Below are 21,129 nucleotides of genomic sequence, written 5' to 3' on the forward strand. Positions count from 1 at the left end.
GTCGGTTTCTCGTTATCAAAGTTTGGTCAGGGACAGGCCGGCCCACGTTGCGAGCAGCCCGCCGAATACGCTGAGTGCCGCGTAGCCCAGGGCCAGCAACACTTGCCCGCTTTCCAGCAGGCGCACCGTATCCAGTGAAAAGGATGAAAAAGTCGTCAGCCCCCCGAGGAAGCCGACCATCAACCCGGCGCGCACCTCGATCGGCACCTCCGGGCGTATCAGAAACAGGCCGTACAACACGCCAATCAGCAGGCAGCCCACGATATTAACGGCCAGCGTCGCGGTATAGAAGTGCCGCGGCCAATTGGCGCTGACCCAATTACCGGTGGCGAAGCGCAACAAGGTGCCGGCAACACCGCCGACCGACACTGCGAGTATCAATGGAACCACTATTTTCTCCGCTGCCGAGGGCTCAGACGATCGAGTTGAGCGAGGTGATTGAGTTTTTCGCCGATCTTCAACTCCAGGCCGCGGGGCACGGGCTGATAGAACGGAATCGGCTCGAGTTCTTCCGGAAAATAGTCTTCACCGGCAGCATAAGCATCCGGTTCATCATGGGCATAGCGGTATTCGTCGCCGTAACCCAATTGCTTCATCAGCTTGGTCGGTGCGTTGCGCAGATGCAGCGGCACTTCCAGCGAGCCGTTCTCAGCCGCCGCGCGCAGCGCGGTTTTGAAGCCCATGTACACCGCATTGCTTTTCGGTGCACAGGCCAGATAAGTAATGGCTTGGGCGACTGCCAATTCGCCCTCGGGGCTGCCGAGACGCTCCTGCACTTCCCACGCCGCCAGGCACAGGCTCAGCGCACGCGGGTCGGCGTTGCCGATGTCTTCGCTGGCCATGCGCACCACGCGCCGGGCCAGATACAGCGGATCGCAACCGCCGTCGATCATCCGCGCAAACCAGTACAGCGCGCCGTCGGGATTGGAGCCGCGCACGGATTTGTGCAGGGCCGAGATCTGGTCGTAGAACGCTTCACCGCCCTTGTCGAAACGCCGACGCGTATCGCCGAGCAGGCTTTGCAGCAGCTCGATGCCGATTTCGCTGTTGTCTTCGGCCAGATCGGAGGCGTTTTCCAGCAGATTGAGCAGGCGCCGGCCATCGCCATCAGCGGCGGACAGCAACATCTGGAAGCCTTCATCGCTCAGGGTCAGGTTGCGCTTGCCCAGGCCGCGCTCTTCGGTGAGTGCGCGGTGGACCAGTTTGCGCAAGGCCGCTTCGTCGAGGCTTTTCAGCACGTAGACGCGGGCCCGAGACAATAAGGCGTTGTTCAGTTCGAACGAAGGGTTTTCGGTGGTGGCGCCGATGAAGATCAGCGTGCCGTCTTCAACGTAAGGCAGAAACGCGTCCTGCTGCGACTTGTTGAAACGGTGTACTTCGTCGACAAACAGGATCGTGCGCTTGCCGTACTGGCCGGCCTGCTGCTTGGCAATTTCAACGGCCTGGCGGATTTCCTTGACCCCGGCGAGCACCGCCGAGACCGTTTCGAAGTGCGCATCCGAGACTTCTGCGAGCAAGCGCGCCAGGGTGGTCTTGCCCACGCCCGGCGGCCCCCAGAAGATCATCGAATGCAGCGCGCCCTGCTCCAGCGCCTCACGCAGAGGCTTGCCGCGAGCGAGTACGTGTTCCTGACCGACGTACTCATCCAGATTGGCCGCACGCAGACGGGCGGCCAAGGGCTGGGCAATCGGTGCACTGCGAAACAGATCCATCACGTAGCGTTGAAACCTCTGATTTTCTGAAATCTGCTGAAGTACCTGTGGTGAGGGGATTTATCCCCGTTGGGCTGCGAAGCGGCCCCAAAAGCGACGACTGCTGCGCAGCCGGACGGGGATAAATCCCCTCGCCACAATAGCCCCTCAATAGCAGGCCCTCACCACAAAGGCCCTGACACAAAGTGCCGGTGTTTATTCCTGGATAACGTCGGCACCTTTGGGAATGTCGAATTTGAACTTGGACGCAGGCACCGCTTCGTTGGCCTTGACCCCGGTAAACAGGATATTGGTGCGCTGGCCGACGCTGTCAATCAGTTGCATGTCATTGAGCAGGCCGTTGCGGAACGACAGGCGCAGATTGTCGAACAGGGTGTCCTTGGTTTTCGGCTTCAGGGTGAAGTCGATCACGCCGCCCGCCTCTTTCGCGCTGATATCGAAGCTCTGGCTGATCTTCGAGACATCGCCGGACAACAGCAAGGCCGGCGTCTGGGTCAGACGCTCATCGAGCTTCTTGATGGTTGCCTGCTCCAGATCCGGGTCCCACAGGGTGACTTTCTTGCCATCGGAGACCATGGTCTGCTCGGCCGGCGCATTGGTGTGCCAGTAGAACAGGCCCGGACGCTGCAGGGTCATGTTGCCGGTGGTTTCCTGCAACTGGGTGCCGGTGCCATCGAGGGTCAACTGCGAAAAGTTCGCCGACAGGGTTTTCGATGTTTCGAGCAATTGGGTCAGACGCGCCACGTCCTTTTCATCGGCGTGGGCCGTGAGTGTGGTCAGCGCCAGTACTGGCAACAGCATGCGGATAAGGCGCATGAGAGTCCTCTTGAATACTCGTGGGAGAGCGAGTGGCGCGTCATTGCGCCACTCGAGTCGTTGCGTTTCAGTCGCGTACCGGGCCTGGGGCCAGGACTTCACGCGAACCGTTGGTGTTCATTGAGGTAACGACGCCAGCCATTTCCATCGCCTCGATCATCCGCGCGGCACGGTTGTAGCCGATCTTCAGCTTGCGCTGCACAGCGGAAATCGACGCACGACGACTTTCGAGGACGAACTGCACCGCTTCGTCATACAGCGCGTCGGCTTCCGGATCATCACCGTCGCCACCACCGCTGCTGCCTTCAAAGCCGCTGCCCGCCTCTTCGACACCGTTGAGAATGTCGTCGTTGTACTCAGGCGCACCGCGCAATTTCCAGGCCTCGACCACGCGGTGAACCTCATCGTCGGAGACGAACGCGCCGTGAACCCGGATCGGCAAACTGGTGCCCGGCGGCATGTAGAGCATGTCACCGTGCCCGAGCAGTTGCTCGGCGCCACCCTGGTCGATGATGGTTCGCGAATCGATCTTGCTCGATACCTGAAACGCCATACGTGTCGGGATGTTGGCTTTGATCAGACCAGTGATCACGTCCACCGACGGGCGCTGGGTGGCAAGAATCAAGTGAATCCCCGCCGCACGCGCCTTTTGCGCAATACGCGCGATCAGTTCTTCAACCTTCTTGCCGACGATCATCATCATGTCGGCAAATTCGTCCACAACTACGACGATGGTCGGCAGTTTCTGCAGCAGCGGCGCTTCGTCGTGAATGCTTTCGCGCTTGTACAGCGGATCGCTCAACGGCTCGCCGGCATCCTGGGCTTCCTTGACCTTGGCGTTGAAGCCGGACAGGTTACGCACGCCCATTTTCGCCATCAGCTTGTAGCGACGCTCCATCTCGGCAACGCTCCAGCGCAAGGCGTTGGCGGCGTCCTTCATGTCGGTCACTACCGGGCAAAGCAGGTGCGGAATGCCTTCGTAGATCGACAGCTCAAGCATCTTCGGGTCGATCATGATCAGCTTGGCATCGTCCGGGCCGGACTTGAACAGGATCGACAGGATCATCGCGTTCACGCCCACGGACTTACCGGAACCGGTGGTACCGGCCACCAGCAAGTGCGGCATCTTCGCCAGGTCGGTGATGACCGGCTTGCCGCCGATATCGTGACCGAGCGCCAGGGTGACCGGGGATTTGAAGTTGTCGTACTCGGGGGTCGACAGCACCTCGGAGAAACGTACGATCTGGCGGTCTTCGTTGGGAATCTCGATACCCACAGTGGTCTTGCCCGGAATCACCTCGACCACCCGCACACTGGTCACCGCCAGCGAACGCGCCAGGTCTTTGGCCAGGTTGGCGATGCGGCTGACTTTTACCCCGGCGGCAGGCTGGATTTCGTATCGGGTAATCACTGGACCCGGATGGATCGAATCAACGGTGACTTCGACGCCGAATTCCTTGAGCTTGATTTCCAGCAAGTGGCCGACTGCTGCCAAGGACTCAGGCGAATAGTTGAGCTGTTTCTTTTCCGCAGGATCAAGAATCGAGATCGGCGGCAAGGTGCCTTCGACCGCGCTGTCGACGAACAACGGCGCCTGCTTCTCTTTCTGCACGCGCTTGCTCGGCTCCGGCGCCTTGGCTGGTGCCGGCGCGATCACCGGTGGCACCTGCTTCTCGCGGTCGGACATGTGCTTGCTCAACGCTTGCTCACGCTCGATCAGGCGTTCCTTGACCTTGGCCTGTTCGCGTTTGTCGGTGACAGTCGGTGCGACCACATCGTGGACGCGGTCATCAACCTCACGCAGTTGCGCAACCAGTTGCTTGCGTTCAGTGCGCGCCGACCACCAGCGGTTGAGCGCGCCCTGGAACAGCTCGAACAGATCGAGGGTGATCTTGCCGGTGACGTCCATCACCTTGAACCACGACAGGTCGGTGAATACGGTCAGGCCGAACAGGAACAGAGCGATGAACAACAGCGTGCTGCCCTGGATGTTCAGCGCATTCTTCGCCAGATCGCCAAGGCTTTCGCCCAGGGCACCGCCAGCACCGGCCGGCAGACCGGTCGCGGCATGGAAATGAATGTGCGCCAGCGCAGCACCGGAGAGCACGAGGAATACCAGGCCGATCAGACGCCAGGAAAACAGCCAGCCGCTCCACTGCCATGGTTCGTGGCGTTGACGGAAGATCTGGTACGCCTTGACCGCCAGCAGCAACGGAAAGATATAGGCGAAGTAACCGAGCACCATGAACAGGATATCGGCGCTGTACGAGCCGGCCGGGCCGCCGAAGTTCTGCACATCGTCGATCTTGCTGTTATGGCTCCACCCCGGATCGTCCTTGCCGTAGGTCAGCAAAGCCATCATCAGGAACAGGCACAAAGCGCCAATGGCGATCAATGCACCTTCCTTGAGCCGGTAGTGCAGTTGCTGGCGCCAGAGCGGAACGACTGTTTTGGGTGCTTCGGTGGTCTTCTTCAAAACGCTTCTTTTCCTGCGCCCGAGGCGCGTCCATCTATTGAATGACGATAAAAAACTGCCCAATCCAGGCAGGTAAAAAAGGTGAAAAGCTCAACTGGGACTACTTTTAACACTGTGCCACTGGTTTTATAAACACAGCCATAAACACTGTGCGCAGCGTATAGCCTGTCACAACCCGGCATTGTACGGGTTTGTGCGTCCGATGCCATGTTTGAGACCCCAGCCTTGAGCATAGCCAAACGTACATGCACTGCGTTGCAATTGGAGCATGCATTGTCTTTTGTGACAAAGGCTTATGAGCTGTATTTGATGAACGTAGCGAACCTGGCCGGATCAGGCTCACAGGAATGCTCGACAGCATCGGTACGGTGACGCTTACGACCACGGGCGACACATCAAGTTGCAGCTCAATGCTCACTGCAGCAGACATCTGTGCAGGACAGCGGCGCCGTTTCGCGGCAAACTCTTTCGCGGGGCCTGCACGCCCCTGACTGCCCTCCCCTTCTGCAAGCCTGGATGCCATGCTGACTTGGTTACAACGTAACTCCCTGACCTTTCCGCCACTGGAAAAAGCCATGCGCGAGCCGAACGGATTGCTCGCCGCCGGCGGCGATCTTTCCGCCGATCGACTGATCCAGGCCTATCGCCATGGCTGCTTCCCCTGGTTTTCCGAGGGCCAGCCGATTCTCTGGTGGTCGCCAGACCCTCGCACCGTGCTGTTTCCCGACGAACTGCACGTCTCGCGCAGTCTCGGCAAGCTGCTGCGCAAGCAACGCTATCAAGTGACCTTCGATCAGGATTTCGACGCCGTCATCCGCGCCTGCGCTGCACCGCGTGATTACGCCGACGGCACCTGGATCACCGAGGCCATGCAGGATGCTTACGTAGAATTGCATCGGCGCGGTTTCGCGCATTCGGTTGAGGTCTGGGACGAGGGACAGCTGGTCGGCGGCCTGTACGGCCTGGCGATGGGCCAACTGTTTTTTGGCGAGTCGATGTTCAGCCGCGCTGACAACGCGTCCAAATATGGCTTTGCCACGCTGGTCCAGCATTTGAAAGCCGCCGGATTTGTGCTGATCGACTGCCAGATGCCGACCGATCACCTGCACAGCCTCGGTGCGCGGTCGATTCCGCGCGGCGAATTCGCCGACTATCTGCGGCGCCATCTAGATCAACCGAATTCAGCGACCTGGGTTTGCTGAGCGACTTTTGCGCAGGTGGCTTACACTTAATCCACCAGCTTATCCCGAGGGTTGATTCATGACCGAGTTGGCGCGTTTGAAGTTTTATGCCACTCAGCCCCACTCTTGCAGTTATCTGCCCGAGGAGCAGGCCACGACGCTGTTTCTCGACCCGAGTCAGCCCATGGATGTGCATGTCTACGCAGACCTGTCGGAAATGGGCTTTCGTCGCAGCGGCGATCATTTGTACCGGCCGCATTGCCAGAATTGCAATGCGTGCGTGCCTGCGCGCATTCCCTCCGCACAATTCATCACTAATCGCCAGCAAAAGCGCATCTACAAACGCAACGCGGATTTGCAGGTGCAGCCGGTCAAACCGCACTTCAGCGAAGAATATTTCGACCTGTACCAGCGCTACATAGAACAGCGCCATGCCGACGGCGACATGTACCCGCCAAGCCGCGATCAGTTCTCGACGTTCCTGGTGCGTGACCTGCCCTTCTCGCGCTTCTACGAGTTTCGACTCGACGGACGGTTGCTCGCGGTGGCGGTGACCGATCTGCTGCCCAACGGTTTGTCAGCGGTGTACACCTTCTACGAACCGAACGAAGAACGCCGCAGCCTCGGCCGTTACGCAATCCTCTGGCAAATCGCCGAGAGCCAGCGTCTGGGCCTTGAGGCCGTGTACTTGGGTTACTGGATCAAGAACTGCAAAAAGATGAACTACAAGACGCAATATCGGCCCATCGAATTGCTGATCAATCAGCGCTGGGTCATCCTGAACTGAAGCTGCGGCCTAAACCCCTTGGCGTAAACACCATTTTTCGGGCACAATGCACGCCGCTTTTGCCTGGCGCAGTTGCACCGGGCCATTCATTGGATACCGAGGGCTTTACTGCATGTCGAAAGAAGACAGCTTCGAAATGGAAGGCACTGTCGTCGACACCCTGCCCAACACCATGTTTCGTGTGGAGTTGGAAAATGGGCACGTCGTAACCGCGCATATTTCCGGCAAGATGCGCAAGAACTACATTCGTATTCTTACCGGTGACAAAGTGCGCGTCGAGCTGACGCCCTATGACTTGAGCAAAGGGCGGATCACTTACCGCGCTCGTTAATCAAGTCAATACAGAACGCCCGGGTTATGCCGGGCGTTTTTGTGTCTGCGTTTTGAGGTTTGGAGGCTGGGGACTTAATCGTTGCTGCGGGTGTTGCCGCTGGCGGTTTCGCTCTACAGCAAGCAGATCAAAAGATCGCAGCCTTCGGCAGCTCCGGTTGGATCGCGTGAATTCGATAGAAACGGGTTGACCTGCAGGCCGCCTTCGCGAGCAGGCTCGCTCCCACAGAAAAGCAAAGGCAAAGGCAAAGGCAAAGGCAAAGGCAAAGGCAAAGGCAAAAGATCGCAGCCTCCGGCAGCTCCTACACAATGAGCTTTAGCTCGAGTACCGCTTTTGATCTTGATTCACCGGCGACGTCGGAAGGCTGAGTGGAGGGATTGATCCGGGGGTGGGAGCGCAGCGACCGTCTGGCGCAGCCAGACACAGCGGAAGGAGGTACAGCGAAGCAAACCGGAGCCGCTGCGCCCGGATCGATCCCGGAGCGAAGGAACCCGAGCCTGCGAGGGCCGAACGCAGGAGCAAGCGTTTTTTTGCTTACTTTTTTTAGGCGTTTGTAAAAAAAGTGAGTCGCCGTAAGGGCGAAACCCTAAGCAGCCGTAACCGCAGCAACGGATATACACCCAAAACTATCAAACAACGAGCAACAAAAAGGCGCCCGAAGGCGCCCTCTTGATATACGACCGTCAGGCCATCTCAGCCGTGGTTTCGAAGTCGAACGTCAACTCCCCATCCTTGATGTCGATGTGCACCACACCGCCATGCTCGGCCAGCTCGCCAAACAGAATCTCCTCCGCCAGCGGACGCTTGATCTTGTCCTGGATCAGACGCGCCATCGGACGTGCGCCCATCGCCGAGTCATAACCACCCGCCGCCAGCCAGCTGCGTGCCGCATCAGTAACCTCAAGCAACACACGCTTGTCCTCCAGCTGCGCCTGAAGCTCGGTGAGGAACTTGTCCACCACACTTTTGATGACCTCATGACTGAGGCGACCAAACTGGATAATGGTGTCCAGACGGTTACGGAATTCCGGCGTGAAGCTCTTCTTGATCACTTCCATCGCATCGGACGAGTGGTCCTGATGGGTGAAACCGATCGAAGCCCGCGCGGCCGTCTCGGCACCGGCGTTGGTGGTCATGATCACGATCACATTGCGGAAGTCCGCCTTGCGCCCGTTGTTGTCGGTCAGCGTGCCGTGGTCCATGACCTGCAACAACAGGTTGAAGACTTCCGGATGCGCCTTCTCGATTTCATCGAGCAGCAATACGCAATGTGGCTGCTTGGTGATCGCTTCGGTCAGCAGACCGCCCTGATCGAAACCGACATAGCCTGGAGGCGCACCGATCAGACGCGATACGGTGTGACGCTCCATGTACTCGGACATGTCGAAGCGCACCAGCTCGATGCCCAGCGCCTTGGCCAGTTGTCGCGCGGCCTCGGTTTTACCGACACCGGTAGGCCCGGCAAACAGGAACGAACCGACCGGCTTGTCCGGCGATTTGAGCCCGGCACGGGACAATTTGATCGCAGTGGACAGCGAATCGATCGCCGCGTCCTGACCAAACACCGTCAGCTTCAGGTCACGCTCCAGGTTACGCAGCAGCTCTTTGTCGGAACTGGTGACATGCTTCGGCGGAATCCGCGCGATTTTCGCGACGATGTCCTCGACCTGCGGCACTTCGATACGCTTGACGCGCATCTCCACCGGTTGCAGACGCTGGTAGGCGCCCGCCTCATCGATCACGTCGATGGCCTTGTCTGGCATGTGCCGGTCATTGATGTAGCGCGACGCCAGTTCGGCAGCGGCACGCAACGACTCATCGCTGTATTCGATATTGTGATGCTGCTCGAAACGCCCTTTCAGGCCACGCAGGATACCGATGGTGTCTTCCACCGACGGCTCGACGACATCGACCTTCTGGAATCGACGTGCCAAGGCACGGTCCTTCTCGAAGATGCCGCGAAATTCCTGGAATGTGGTCGAACCGATGCAACGAATGTCGCCAGACGACAGCAGCGGCTTGAGCAGATTGGACGCATCCATCACGCCACCGGACGCAGCACCCGCACCGATGATGGTGTGGATCTCGTCGATGAACAGGATCGCCTGCGGACGTTTCTTCAGTTCATTGAGCAGCGCCTTGAAGCGCTTCTCGAAATCACCGCGATACTTGGTACCCGCAAGCAGAGCGCCGAGGTCGAGCGAATAAACAACCGCATTGGCCAGCAGATCCGGCACCTGATTGTCGACGATGCGCTTGGCCAGGCCTTCGGCAATCGCGGTTTTACCCACGCCTGCCTCACCCACCAGCAGCGGATTGTTCTTGCGCCGGCGCGCAAGAATCTGCGCGACACGCTCGACTTCCGACTCACGACCAACCAACGGATCAATGCGACCCTGGCGCGCGAGTTCGTTGAGGTTGCTGGCATAAGCATCCAGAGGATTGCCTGAAGAAGAAGACTCACCGCCCTCGTCGTCCTGCATATCTTGTTCACCTTCAGAGTGATCGCCGTGCCCCGGTACTTTCGAAATGCCGTGGGCGATGTAGTTGACGACATCGATGCGCGCCACGCTCTGCTGTTTCAGCAGGAACACGGCCTGACTCTCTTGCTCACTGAAGATGGCGACCAGCACGTTGGCGCCGGTCACTTCGCGTTTGCCCGAGCTCTGTACGTGAAAAACAGCACGCTGCAGGACACGCTGGAAGCCCAGGGTTGGCTGGGTTTCGCGATCCTCGTCATGGACGGGGATCAATGGCGTGGTGGAGTCGATGAACTCCTGCAGATCATGCTTGAGTTTGTCGAGGTTTGCGCCGCAGGCACGCAAAACGGTGGCGGCAGCCTCATTATCCAATAGGGCCAGCAGGAGATGTTCGACGGTCATGAACTCATGACGCTTCGAACGAGCCTCCTTGAAGGCAAGATTGAGGGTGACTTCGAGCTCGCGGTTTAACATAGCTTCACCTCATACCCAAGTGGTCGGCGATTAACCGTCCTTCTCGATTTCACAGAGTAGCGGATGCTGGCTTTCCCTGGCGTACTGGTTGACCTGCATGGCCTTTGTCTCGGCGATGTCGCGGGTAAACACTCCACATACTGCCCGTCCTTCTGTATGGACGGCCAGCATGACCTTGGTCGCCAGCTCGCGATTCAGGTTAAAAAACACCTCGAGCACTTCGACGACGAAATCCATCGGTGTGTAGTCATCGTTGAACAAAACCACCTTGTACATCGGCGGCGCCTGTAACGCGGGCTTTGCTTCCTGAACAGCAACGCCTGCCGAATCGTCGTCGTGCTCCTGTGGAAGATCCTTTTGGAGAAGCGGGCGATCCTGATTGAATGTTAGTCGAATCTGGCTGATTGCATGCATGGAAAAAAAGGTTCGTCAGTTGTGCGAATACAGTGGTGGGGGCGGTTGCACACGTTTTCAACTACGACTGCCCGGTCACCTTGACTATCGGGAAAACGGTGTTACAACCAATAGAGCCCACAGTGGGTAAAAAAGATCCGCGGAGTCAATTCTTTTATCGAATTCGATTGCGGATGTCGTGGATGATACTCCAGCGATGGAGTCTGTTGCAGAGGGATTTGAGCATGGCTGTCGGCAAGGTGAAATGGTTCAACAATGCCAAGGGATTCGGCTTTATCAATACCGATGCCCGGGAAGGTCGCGATGAGGATGGCAAGGACATTGACTTCTTTGCCCACTACTCGGCCATTGAAATGGATGGGTACAAGACCCTGAAAGCGGGTCAGGCGGTGAACTTCGAGATCGTTCAAGGCCCTAAAGGCTTGCATGCCGTGAAGATAACTTCGGTCGAAGTCGCTTCGGCGCCAAGCTCGATTGCCACGGAAAAACAAACGGCAACCAGTTGAAGCCTCAAAACATTCGGTCATAAAAAACCGCCTGACTCAACCCATCGAGCCAGGCGGTTTTTGCGTGCCTGCAACTTTTACATATGCGAAATCAGCGCATCTCCGAACCCGGAGGAAGAAACCAGCTTCGCGCCATCCATCAAACGCTCGAAATCATAAGTAACAGTCTTCGCGCCGATCGCACCGTTGGTGCCTTTGATGATCAGGTCCGCCGCTTCAGTCCACCCCATATGACGCAACATCATCTCGGCCGAGAGAATCAGCGAGCCCGGGTTGACCTGGTCCTTGCCGGCATATTTCGGTGCGGTACCGTGGGTCGCCTCGAACATCGCTACGGTGTCGGACAGGTTGGCACCCGGCGCGATGCCGATACCGCCCACTTCCGCCGCCAGGGCGTCAGACAGGTAGTCACCGTTGAGGTTAAGCGTTGCGATGACATCGTATTCGGCCGGGCGCAGCAGGATCTGCTGGAGCATGGCATCGGCGATGGCGTCCTTGACCACAACGTTCTTGCCGGTTTTCGGGTTCTTGAACTGCATCCACGGACCGCCGTCCAGCAGCGTCGCGCCGAATTCTTCGGCCGCCACTTCGTAGGCCCATTCCTTGAAGGCACCTTCGGTGAACTTCATGATGTTGCCTTTGTGCACGATGGTCAGCGAGTCGCGGTCATTATCGACCACATATTGCAGGGCCTTGCGCGCCAGACGCTTGGTGCCTTCGCGGGAGACCGGCTTGACGCCGATGCCGCAGTTTTCGTCGAAACGGATCTTGGTGACGCCCATTTCTTCTTTAAGGAATTTGATGACCTTGGTGGCTTCCGGCGAACCGGCCTTCCATTCGATACCGGCGTAAATGTCTTCGGAGTTCTCGCGGAAGATGGTCATGTCGACATCGCCGGGCTTTTTCACCGGGCTTGGCACGCCTTCGAACCAGCGCACCGGGCGCAGGCAGACGTACAGGTCGAGCTGCTGACGCAGGGCCACGTTCAGCGAGCGGATACCGCCACCGACCGGAGTGGTCAGCGGGCCTTTGATCGAAACCACGTAATCCTTGACCGCGTCGAGGGTTTCCTGCGGCAGCCAGGTGTCCTGGTCATAAACCTGAGTGGCCTTTTCGCCGGCGTAGACTTCCATCCAGGAAATCTTGCGCTTGCCGCCGTAGGCCTTTTCAACAGCAGCATCGACAACCTTGATCATCACCGGACTGATGTCGACACCAATACCGTCACCTTCGATGAAGGGGATGATCGGGTTATCAGGAACATTGAGAGAATGGTCTGCATTGACGGTGATTTTGTCGCCGACGGCTGGAACCTGAATCTTCTTGTAACCCATGCTGAACTCCATTGTTTGGATTGAACACCTGGCTTGCTTCGAGCGTAACCCAGTTGAATCAACACGCAAACCCTATGTTCCTGCGCCGCGCACATCTCGTTTCCTACAAGCCTGAAAGCAAAGGGAAAAGCGCCAAACTCCAGCATTCGTAACGAGTCTTTGCCCGGTCGCGCCCTGCGACCTTTAGACCAATGGACGAGAATCGTTGCATATGAACCATCGGCAGATTGCCAGCTACCTATGTATAATGCCGCCCGCTGACCACAGGGTCACGACGGTTGGCCTCTCTAGCACGAGACTTTCCGCCTGATTGGTCGGGTTGTTACCGCAGCCTGACTGCTTGACGCTCTACTGATGCACCCAACATCACCGCGAAGAATCTCGACATTCGGTTCATGGATGACTTTGAACGAACGCGCTTACCCGGCGCCCCTCGAGTTTCTGCGCACGCTTTAGCAAAGAAGAGAGAGTTAATCCGAATATGCCCACCCGCTCGAAGATCATCTATACCTTCACCGACGAAGCTCCTGCCCTCGCCACCTATTCCCTGCTGCCGATCATCGAGGCTTACACCGCCTCGGCCGATATCGCCGTGGAAACCCGCGATATCTCTCTTGCAGCGCGCATCCTGGCAAGCTTCCCCGAGCAACTGGGCGACAAAGCCGTAGCCGACCACCTCGCCGAACTGGGCGACCTGGCCGTTACGCCTGAAGCCAACATCATCAAGCTGCCGAACATCAGTGCTTCGGTGCCACAGCTGCAAGCCGCGATCAAAGAGCTGCAGGCGCAGGGCTACAACCTGCCGGGCTACCCGGAAACCGTGACCAGCGACGCCGACAAAGACGCCAAGGCGCGTTACGACAAGGTCAAGGGCAGCGCCGTGAACCCGGTTCTGCGTGAAGGCAACTCCGACCGCCGCGCTCCGCTGTCGGTGAAGAACTATGCGCGCAAGCACCCGCACAAGATGGGCGCCTGGGCCAAGGACTCCAAGTCCCACGTCGCTCACATGAGCACCGGCGATTTCTACGACAGCGAAAAAGCTGTCCTGATCGACGCCGCTGACGCTGTGAAGATCGAACTGATCGCCAAGGACGGTGCTGCCACCGTTCTGAAAGAAAAAACCACCGTTCAGGCTGGCGAGATACTCGACTGCGCCGTGATGAGCAAAAACGCCCTGCGTGCGTTCATCGCTGCCGAGATCGAAAGCGCCAAGGCCCAGGGCGTACTGCTCTCGGTGCACCTGAAAGCGACCATGATGAAGGTCTCGGACCCGATCATGTTCGGCCAGATCGTTGCCGAGTTCTATAAAGACGCACTGACCAAGCACGCTGACGTGCTGAACCAGATCGGCTTCAATCTGAACAACGGCATCGGCGATCTGTACGCGCGCATCAAGGCCCTGCCGGCCGAGCAGCAAGCGCAGATCGAAGCCGATATCGCAGCGGTCTACGCCGTTCGTCCGTCGCTGGCGATGGTCAACTCCGACAAAGGCATCACCAACCTGCACGTGCCTAGCGACGTCATCGTCGACGCCTCGATGCCAGCGATGATCCGTGACTCCGGCAAGATGTGGGGCACCGACGGTCAGCTGCACGACACCAAGGCTGTGATCCCGGATCGTTGCTACGCGACCATCTACCAGGCTGTGATCGAAGACTGCAAAGCCAACGGCGCTTTCGACCCGACCACCATGGGCAGCGTGCCGAACGTCGGTCTGATGGCGAAGAAAGCCGAAGAGTACGGCTCCCACGACAAGACCTTCCAGATCAAGGCTGACGGCGTTGTTCGCGTCACCGACAGCAAGGGCAAGCTGCTGATGGAACAGGCTGTCGAAGCCGGCGACATCTTCCGCATGTGCCAGACCAAAGACGCGCCGATCCAGGACTGGGTCAAACTGGCCGTCAACCGTGCTCGCGCGAGCAGCACGCCGGCGATCTTCTGGCTCGACCCGATGCGCGCTCACGATGGCGTGGTGATCGAGAAGGTTCAGGCGTACCTGAAGGATCACGACACCAGCGGTCTGGACATCCAGATCATGGCGCCGGTCGACGCGATGAAGTACACCCTGCAGCGCACCCGCGAAGGCAAGGACACCATTTCGGTGACCGGCAACGTACTGCGCGACTACCTGACCGACCTGTTCCCGATCATGGAACTGGGCACCAGCGCCAAGATGCTGTCGATCGTGCCGCTGATGAACGGCGGTGGTCTGTTCGAAACCGGCGCCGGCGGTTCGGCGCCGAAGCACGTGCAGCAACTGGTTGAAGAAAACTTCCTGCGCTGGGATTCGCTGGGTGAGTTCCTTGCCCTCGCCGCTTCCCTTGAGCACCTGGGCGTGAACTACAACAACCCGAAAGCACTGGTGCTGTCGAAAACCCTGGACCAGGCCACTGGCCAGTTCCTCGACAACAACAAGTCGCCATCGCGCAAGGTCGGCAACATCGACAACCGCGGCAGCCACTTCTACCTGGCGATGTACTGGGCTCAGGCCCTGGCCACCCAGACTGAAGACGCTGCACTGCAAGCGCAGTTCGCGACTCTGGCCAAAACCCTGACCGAGAACGAGGCAACCATCGTTGCCGAGCTCAACGCCGTTCAGGGCAAGCCAGTCGACATCGGCGGTTACTACCACGCCGACGCCGAGCTGATCAGCAAGGCCATGCGTCCAAGCGCAACCTTCAACGCGGCGATTGCTGCGCTGGTCTAAGGTTGTAATGCGGTGAACAGACCCCGGCCTTGTGCCGGGGTTTGTGTTTCCGGATTTTGTGATCATCACAAAACTTTGTGGGAGCTGGCTTGCCAGCGATGGCGGTTTATCATCCAGCATGGATGGTGACTGAACCACCGCTATCGCTGGCAAGCCAGCTCCCACAGGGATTGGGGTTTAACCAATAGATTGAGGAAGGTTTTATGGAATGGCTCCCCCACATCACCGTCGCCACCATCGTCGAGGACAACGGTCGCTTCCTGATGGTCGAAGAGCACAAAGGTGGGCGCAATGTGCTCAACCAGCCCGCCGGCCATCTCGATCCGGATGAAACCCTGATCGATGCGGCGATTCGCGAAACCCTCGAAGAAACCGGCTGGGACGTCGAACCGACAGGCGTGATCGGCATTTATCTGTACACCGCACCGAGCAACGGCGTGACTTACCAGCGCATATGCTTCAGCGCCAAAGCCGTGCAGCATCACCCGGATTACCAACTCGACGACGGCATCGTCGGCGCCAAGTGGCTGACCCGCGACGAATTAATCGCCCAGCGCGATAACTGGCGCAGTGAACTGATCATCCGTTGCATCGACGATTATCTGGCCGGTCATCACTTCAGCCTCGAACTGATCCGCCCTTCTCTTTAGCCTTGCGGCCGCGAGCCTGATAGAATCGCGCCCTTTTCCAAGACACTCATTGAATCCCTATGCGTGATCCAGCCCCTTCTGACACATCCAAGAAGCGCGTCATTGTCGGCATGTCCGGCGGCGTGGACTCTTCCGTTTCTGCCCTTCTGCTGATCGAGCAGGGTTACGAAGTGGAAGGCCTGTTCATGAAGAACTGGGAAGAAGACGACGGAACGGAATACTGCACCGCCATGGACGACCTGGCGGATGCTCAGGCTGTCTGCGACAAGATCGGCATCAAGCTGCACACCGCCAACTTCGCCGCCGAGTACTGGGACAACGTGTTCGAGCACTTCCTCGCCGAATACAAGGCCGGGCGCACGCCGAACCCGGACATTCTGTGCAACCGCGAGATCAAGTTCAAAGCGTTCCTCGACTACGCGATGATGCTCGGCGCCGACCTGATCGCCACCGGCCACTACGTGCGCCGCCGTGATATCGATGATCGCACCGAACTGCTCAAGGGCCTCGATCCGAACAAGGATCAGAGCTATTTCCTGCACGCCGTCGGCGGCGAACAAATCGCCAAGACCCTGTTCCCGGTCGGCGAACTGGAAAAGCCTGAAGTCCGCGCGATTGCCGAGAAGTACGAACTGGCCACCGCCAAGAAGAAGGATTCCACCGGAATCTGCTTCATCGGCGAGCGCCGTTTCAGCGATTTCCTCAAGCAATACCTGCCGGCACAACCGGGCGAGATCAAGACCACCGAAGGCGAAGTCATCGGCCGTCACCACGGCTTGATGTACCACACGATCGGCCAGCGTCAGGGCCTCGGCATCGGCGGCTTGAAGGATGCCGGTGACGAGCCGTGGTACGTGCTGCGCAAGGATCTGCAGAGCAACGAGCTGATCGTCGGCCAGGGCAACAACCATCCGTGGCTGTTCTCCAGCGCCCTGCTCGCTTCGGAAATTTACTGGGTCAACCCGATCGACCTGAGCCAGCCGCTGCGCCTGACGGCGAAAGTGCGCTATCGCCAGAGCGATCAGGCCTGCACCCTGGAAAAAACCGCCAGCGGTTATCGCGCCGTGTTCGACGAACCGCAACGCGCGGTGACGCCGGGCCAATCGGTGGTGTTCTATGACGGTGAAATCTGCTTGGGTGGCGGCGTGATCGAAGTGGCCGAGCCGTGGAGCGGCCAGGCATGAGCCCGACTCAGGAGCAACTGACAGCGCTGGGCGGTGTGTTTCTCGCCGCCGTGCTGGTCGATCGCATCGCCAAGACCGGCCAGACCAACGAGGCCGGCCTGAGTTGCATGCTCGGCAGCCTGCTGGTCCGCGACCCGAAAGATACGCTGGACGTGTACGGCGGCGACGACATCAATCTGCGCGAGGGTTATCGCGCGCTGATTGGCGCCCTTGAGCGCGATCCGAGCACCTTGCAGCGCGAGCCGTTGCGCTACGCGCTGTCGATGCTCGGTCTGGAGCGGCAACTGGCCAAGCGTGACGACATGCTTGAGACGATTGCCAAACGCCTGCCGCAGATCCAGTCGCAGGTGGAGCATTTTGGCCCGGCCCACGAAAACGTCGTGGCCGCTTGCGGTGCGTTGTACCAGGACACTTTGAGCACTCTGCGCCAGCGCATTCAGGTGCACGGCGACATGCGCAACCTGCAACAGCCGAGCAATGCCTCGAAGATCCGCGCCCTGCTCCTCGCCGGTATCCGCTCGGCGCGCCTGTGGCGTCAGCTCGGTGGTCATCGCTGGCAGTTGGTGATCAGCCGCCGCAAGTTGCTTAAAGAGCTTTATCCGTTGATGCGCAGCGAGTAAACGCCGCGTCACGAAGGCTTTGTAGTCTGTAACGCGTAATACGCCGGTCAGTTGGCGACGGACCGGCGGATTTTTTCATGTATGATACGCGCCCCATTTCGTTGCCCGACTGTCCGAGAACACCCCATGCAGCTCTCTTCGCTCACTGCGGTTTCCCCTGTTGACGGCCGCTACGCCGGCAAAACCCAGGCCCTGCGCCCGATTTTCAGCGAGTACGGCCTGATCCGTGCCCGCGTTCTGGTTGAAGTGCGCTGGCTCCAGCGCCTGGCCGCCCACGCTGGCATCCCTGAAGTGCCAGCCTTCTCCGCCGAGGCCAACGCCGTTCTCAACGAACTGGCTGACAACTTCTCGCTGGAGCACGCCGAGCGCGTCAAAGAGATCGAGCGCACCACCAACCACGACGTCAAAGCGATCGAATACCTGCTCAAAGAGCAGGCGGCCAAGCTGCCGGAGCTGGCCAAGGTCAGCGAATTCATCCACTTTGCCTGCACCAGCGAAGACATCAACAACCTGTCCCACGCCCTGATGCTACGCGAAGGCCGTGACGACGTGATGCTGCCGCTGATGCGCCAGACCGCCAACGCCATCCGCGAACTGGCCATCCGTTTCGCCGACGTGCCGATGCTGTCGCGCACCCACGGCCAGCCGGCTTCGCCGACTACTCTGGGTAAAGAACTGGCCAACGTGGTTTACCGTCTCGAGCGTCAGATCGCTCAAGTCGCTGCCGTGCCGCTGCTGGGCAAGATCAACGGCGCTGTCGGCAACTACAACGCACACCTCTCGGCCTACCCGCAGATCGACTGGGAAGCCAACGCCCGCGCCTTCATCGAAGACGAGCTGGGTCTGGGCTTCAACCCGTACACTACGCAGATCGAACCGCACGACTACATCGCCGAGCTGTTCGACGCGATCGCACGCTTCAACACCATCCTGATCGACTTCGACCGCGACATCTGGGGCTACATTTCCCTGGGTTATTTCAAGCAGCGCACCATCGCTGGTGAAATCGGTTCGTCGACCATGCCGCACAAGGTCAACCCGATCGACTTCGAAAACTCCGAAGGCAACCTGGGTATCGCCAACGCATTGTTCCAGCACCTGGCGAGCAAGCTGCCGATCTCCCGCTGGCAGCGCGACCTGACCGACTCCACCGTCCTGCGCAACCTCGGTGTCGGCTTCGCCCACAGCGTGATCGCTTACGAAGCCAGCCTCAAAGGCATCAGCAAACTCGAGCTCAACGAGCAGAAGATTGCCGCTGACCTCGATGCTTGCTGGGAAGTATTGGCTGAGCCGATCCAGACCGTGATGCGTCGCTACAACATCGAAAACCCGTACGAAAAGCTGAAAGAACTGACCCGCGGCAAGGGCATCAGCCCTGAAGCGTTGCAGACTTTCATCGATGGTCTGGACATGCCAGCCGAAGCCAAAGCCGAGCTCAAGCAACTGACCCCGGCCAACTACATCGGCAACGCAGTGGCACAAGCCAAACGCATCTGATCGACCGTTTGCCCCGTTTGAGACGCCCGGCCGCGCCGGGCGTTTTTATTCCCGTCTGAAAAGTGCTTTTTTTCAATAGGTTACATATGAATTCCGATATTCCTCTTCAACTTCTGGGCGGCCTCACAGCACGCGAATTCCTGCGTGACTACTGGCAGAAAAAACCGCTGCTGATTCGTCAGGCGATTCCTGACTTCGAAAGCCCGATCGACGCCGACGAACTGGCCGGCCTGGCCCTGGAAGAAGAAGTCGAATCGCGCCTGGTGATCGAACATGGCGAGCGTCCATGGGAACTGCGTCGCGGCCCGTTCGCCGAAGACGAGTTCAGCAAATTGCCAGAAAAAGAGTGGACACTGCTGGTGCAAGCGGTTGACCAGTTCGTGCCGGAAGTCAGCGAACTGCTGGAAAACTTCCGCTTCCTGCCGAGCTGGCGCGTCGATGACGTAATGATCAGCTTTGCCGCACCGGGTGGCAGCGTCGGCCCGCATTTCGACAACTACGATGTGTTCCTGCTGCAGGGCCATGGCAAGCGCAACTGGAAAATCGGCCAGATGTGCGATTCCGAGAGCCCGCTCCTGCAGCACGCTGACCTGCGCATCCTCGCTGAATTCCACGAGACCGAAGAATGGGTGCTGGAGCCAGGCGACATGCTCTACCTGCCGCCGCGTCTGGCCCATTGCGGCGTCGCAGTCGACAACTGCATGACCTACTCGGTCGGCTTCCGTGCGCCGAGCGCTGCTGAAGTGCTGACCCACTTCACCGACTTCCTCAGCCAGTTCCTGACCGACGAAGAGCGCTACACCGATGCCGACGCCAAGCCGGCAGTCGATCCGCACCAGATTCAACACGATGCACTGGATCGTCTGAAAAGCCTGCTCGCCGAACACATGAGCGACGAGCGTCTGCTGCTGACCTGGTTCGGCCAGTACATGACCGAGCCGCGCTACCCCGAATTGGTGGTCGGCCCGGAAGACGTCGAAGAAGAAGACTTCCTCGCCGCCCTGCAGGACGGCGCCGTGCTGATCCGCAACCCGAGCGCGCGCCTGGCCTGGTCGGAAGTCGATGACGATCTGCTGCTGTTCGCCAGCGGACAGAGCCGTTACCTGCCGGGCAAGCTGCGCGAACTGTTGAAGCTGATCTGCGCCGCTGACGCGCTGCACGCCGACAACCTCGGCGAATGGCTGAGCGATGAAGACGGCCGCAGCCTGCTCTGCGAACTGGTCAAGCAAGGAAGCCTGGGGTTCGCCGATGAATAAAATTCGCGTTCGTGTCGCAGACTGGCAGAAGGATATCGCCGAGATCCGGCGCATTCGTGAAACGGTGTTCATCGCCGAACAATCGGTGCCACCCGAGCTTGAGTGGGACGCCGATGACGCGACCGCCGTGCATTTTCTGGCGTTCGAAGGCGACTTCCCGATCGGTACGGCGCGGCTGTTGCCCGACGGCCACATCGGCCGGGTTTCGGTACTCAAAGACTGGCGCGGAATGAAGGTCGGTGACGCGCTGATGCAAGCGGTCATCGCCGAAGCCGAAGCGCGCGGCTTGACGCAACAAAAGCTCAGCGCTCAGGTGCAAGCCACGGCGTTCTATGAGCGCCTGGGCTTCAGCCTGGTCAGCGAGGAGTTTCTCGAGGCCGGCATTCCGCATGTCGACATGGTTCGGCATTCGGCCTGATTCCGAGACCTCTAGATCCCTGTGGCGAGGGGATTTATCCCCGCTGGGCTGCGAAGCAGCCCCAAATCCAGAAAACTCGGTGAGTCAGTTAAATCGAGCGCGCTGGGTCGGCGACTGCTGTGCAGCCGAGCGGGGATAAATCCCCTCGCCACAATGGCCGCAAGCACACCACAAAACGCCCCGCCATTTTCGGATGCCGGGGCGTTTTGCTGTCTACGATTCAACTTGCCCCACCCCGGGCCGACAAACTGGCAATATCAAGCCTTTCGAACGCGGAGATAACGGA

18 protein-coding genes are annotated in these 21,129 nt (G+C 59.0%); 11 read left to right on the top strand and 7 right to left on the bottom strand.

The genetic code is table 11. From position 1 onward, the window contains the following. Positions 1-15: 15 nt before the first annotated feature. The 4 genes from crcB to ftsK all read right to left on the bottom strand — a co-directional run bounded on the left by crcB (position 16) and on the right by ftsK (position 5,004). On the bottom strand, positions 16-390 hold the full coding sequence (gene crcB / locus CKW30_RS23395; protein WP_016775261.1) for a fluoride efflux transporter CrcB: 375 nt from the start codon (positions 388-390) through the stop codon (positions 16-18). Continuing rightward, positions 390-1,712 (bottom strand): replication-associated recombination protein A, encoded by a 1,323-nt coding sequence (locus CKW30_RS23400; protein ID WP_051600478.1) that lies wholly within the window; start codon positions 1,710-1,712, stop codon positions 390-392. The genes crcB and CKW30_RS23400 overlap by 1 nt, the downstream gene beginning before the upstream one ends. Positions 1,713-1,907: 195 nt before the next feature. Continuing rightward, positions 1,908-2,528, bottom strand: a complete 621-nt coding sequence (gene lolA, locus CKW30_RS23405) for an outer membrane lipoprotein chaperone LolA (protein WP_016775262.1) — start codon at positions 2,526-2,528, stop codon at positions 1,908-1,910. 67 nt (positions 2,529-2,595) lie between these two features. Next, positions 2,596-5,004: a DNA translocase FtsK gene (gene ftsK / locus CKW30_RS23410; protein ID WP_041477069.1), complete on the bottom strand. Its 2,409-nt coding sequence runs from the start codon at positions 5,002-5,004 to the stop codon at positions 2,596-2,598. A 521-nt stretch (positions 5,005-5,525) separates the two neighbouring features. On the opposite strand from ftsK, the gene aat reads away from it, so the two are divergent. The 3 genes from aat to infA all read left to right on the top strand — a co-directional run bounded on the left by aat (position 5,526) and on the right by infA (position 7,303). Further along, positions 5,526-6,206, top strand: a complete 681-nt coding sequence (gene aat / locus CKW30_RS23415; RefSeq protein ID WP_095182060.1) for a leucyl/phenylalanyl-tRNA--protein transferase — start codon at positions 5,526-5,528, stop codon at positions 6,204-6,206. A gap of 58 nt (positions 6,207-6,264) precedes the next feature. After that, positions 6,265-6,972 carry an arginyltransferase gene (locus CKW30_RS23420; RefSeq protein WP_041477071.1) on the top strand — a complete coding sequence of 236 codons (708 nt, stop codon included), beginning with the start codon at positions 6,265-6,267 and terminating at the stop codon, positions 6,970-6,972. 112 nt (positions 6,973-7,084) lie between these two features. Beyond that, a complete protein-coding gene (gene infA, locus CKW30_RS23425) occupies positions 7,085-7,303 on the top strand; it encodes a translation initiation factor IF-1 (RefSeq protein ID WP_002553999.1) in 219 nt (72 codons plus the stop codon). Between the two features lie 683 nt (positions 7,304-7,986). Here infA and clpA read toward each other — a convergent pair. Continuing rightward, the gene (clpA, locus tag CKW30_RS23430; protein ID WP_016775266.1) at positions 7,987-10,257 is read right to left on the bottom strand and encodes an ATP-dependent Clp protease ATP-binding subunit ClpA; all 2,271 of its coding nucleotides are present in this window, start codon (positions 10,255-10,257) and stop codon (positions 7,987-7,989) included. A gap of 30 nt (positions 10,258-10,287) precedes the next feature. After that, a complete protein-coding gene (gene clpS / locus CKW30_RS23435) occupies positions 10,288-10,671 on the bottom strand; it encodes an ATP-dependent Clp protease adapter ClpS (RefSeq protein ID WP_011334948.1) in 384 nt (127 codons plus the stop codon). A gap of 224 nt (positions 10,672-10,895) precedes the next feature. Here clpS and CKW30_RS23440 point away from each other — a divergent pair, with 224 nt between their 5' ends. After that, positions 10,896-11,177, top strand: coding sequence for a cold shock domain-containing protein (locus CKW30_RS23440; protein WP_095182061.1), 282 nt, complete (start codon positions 10,896-10,898; stop codon positions 11,175-11,177). 77 nt (positions 11,178-11,254) lie between these two features. Here CKW30_RS23440 and icd read toward each other — a convergent pair whose 3' ends face one another. After that, on the bottom strand, positions 11,255-12,511 hold the full coding sequence (icd, locus tag CKW30_RS23445; protein WP_024013414.1) for an NADP-dependent isocitrate dehydrogenase: 1,257 nt from the start codon (positions 12,509-12,511) through the stop codon (positions 11,255-11,257). Positions 12,512-12,992: 481 nt separating this feature from the next. Between icd and CKW30_RS23450 the strand changes: the two genes are divergently transcribed. The 7 genes from CKW30_RS23450 (at position 12,993) to CKW30_RS23480 (ending at position 20,843) form a co-directional block, all read left to right on the top strand. After that, a complete protein-coding gene (locus CKW30_RS23450; protein WP_095182062.1) occupies positions 12,993-15,218 on the top strand; it encodes an NADP-dependent isocitrate dehydrogenase in 2,226 nt (741 codons plus the stop codon). A 203-nt stretch (positions 15,219-15,421) separates the two neighbouring features. Next, on the top strand, positions 15,422-15,868 hold the full coding sequence (locus CKW30_RS23455) for an NUDIX hydrolase (protein ID WP_016775271.1): 447 nt from the start codon (positions 15,422-15,424) through the stop codon (positions 15,866-15,868). Between the two features lie 59 nt (positions 15,869-15,927). Further along, on the top strand, positions 15,928-17,052 hold the full coding sequence (gene mnmA / locus CKW30_RS23460) for a tRNA 2-thiouridine(34) synthase MnmA (RefSeq protein WP_095182063.1): 1,125 nt from the start codon (positions 15,928-15,930) through the stop codon (positions 17,050-17,052). Further along, positions 17,049-17,672 carry a high frequency lysogenization protein HflD gene (gene hflD, locus CKW30_RS23465; RefSeq protein ID WP_039763308.1) on the top strand — a complete coding sequence of 208 codons (624 nt, stop codon included), beginning with the start codon at positions 17,049-17,051 and terminating at the stop codon, positions 17,670-17,672. Before mnmA ends, hflD begins: the two co-directional genes overlap by 4 nt. A 126-nt stretch (positions 17,673-17,798) precedes the next feature. Further along, complete coding sequence (purB, locus tag CKW30_RS23470; RefSeq protein ID WP_095182064.1) at positions 17,799-19,169, top strand: adenylosuccinate lyase; 1,371 nt, start codon at positions 17,799-17,801, stop codon at positions 19,167-19,169. A gap of 86 nt (positions 19,170-19,255) precedes the next feature. Next, positions 19,256-20,425, top strand: a complete 1,170-nt coding sequence (locus CKW30_RS23475; RefSeq protein WP_016775274.1) for a cupin domain-containing protein — start codon at positions 19,256-19,258, stop codon at positions 20,423-20,425. After that, positions 20,418-20,843: a GNAT family N-acetyltransferase gene (locus CKW30_RS23480; protein WP_095182065.1), complete on the top strand. Its 426-nt coding sequence runs from the start codon at positions 20,418-20,420 to the stop codon at positions 20,841-20,843. Before CKW30_RS23475 ends, CKW30_RS23480 begins: the two co-directional genes overlap by 8 nt. Positions 20,844-21,129: the final 286 nt, after the last annotated feature.

Origin of the sequence: Pseudomonas sp. Irchel 3F6 (genome assembly GCF_900187595.1) — a bacterium.
Classification (GTDB): domain Bacteria; phylum Pseudomonadota; class Gammaproteobacteria; order Pseudomonadales; family Pseudomonadaceae; genus Aquipseudomonas; species Aquipseudomonas siliginis.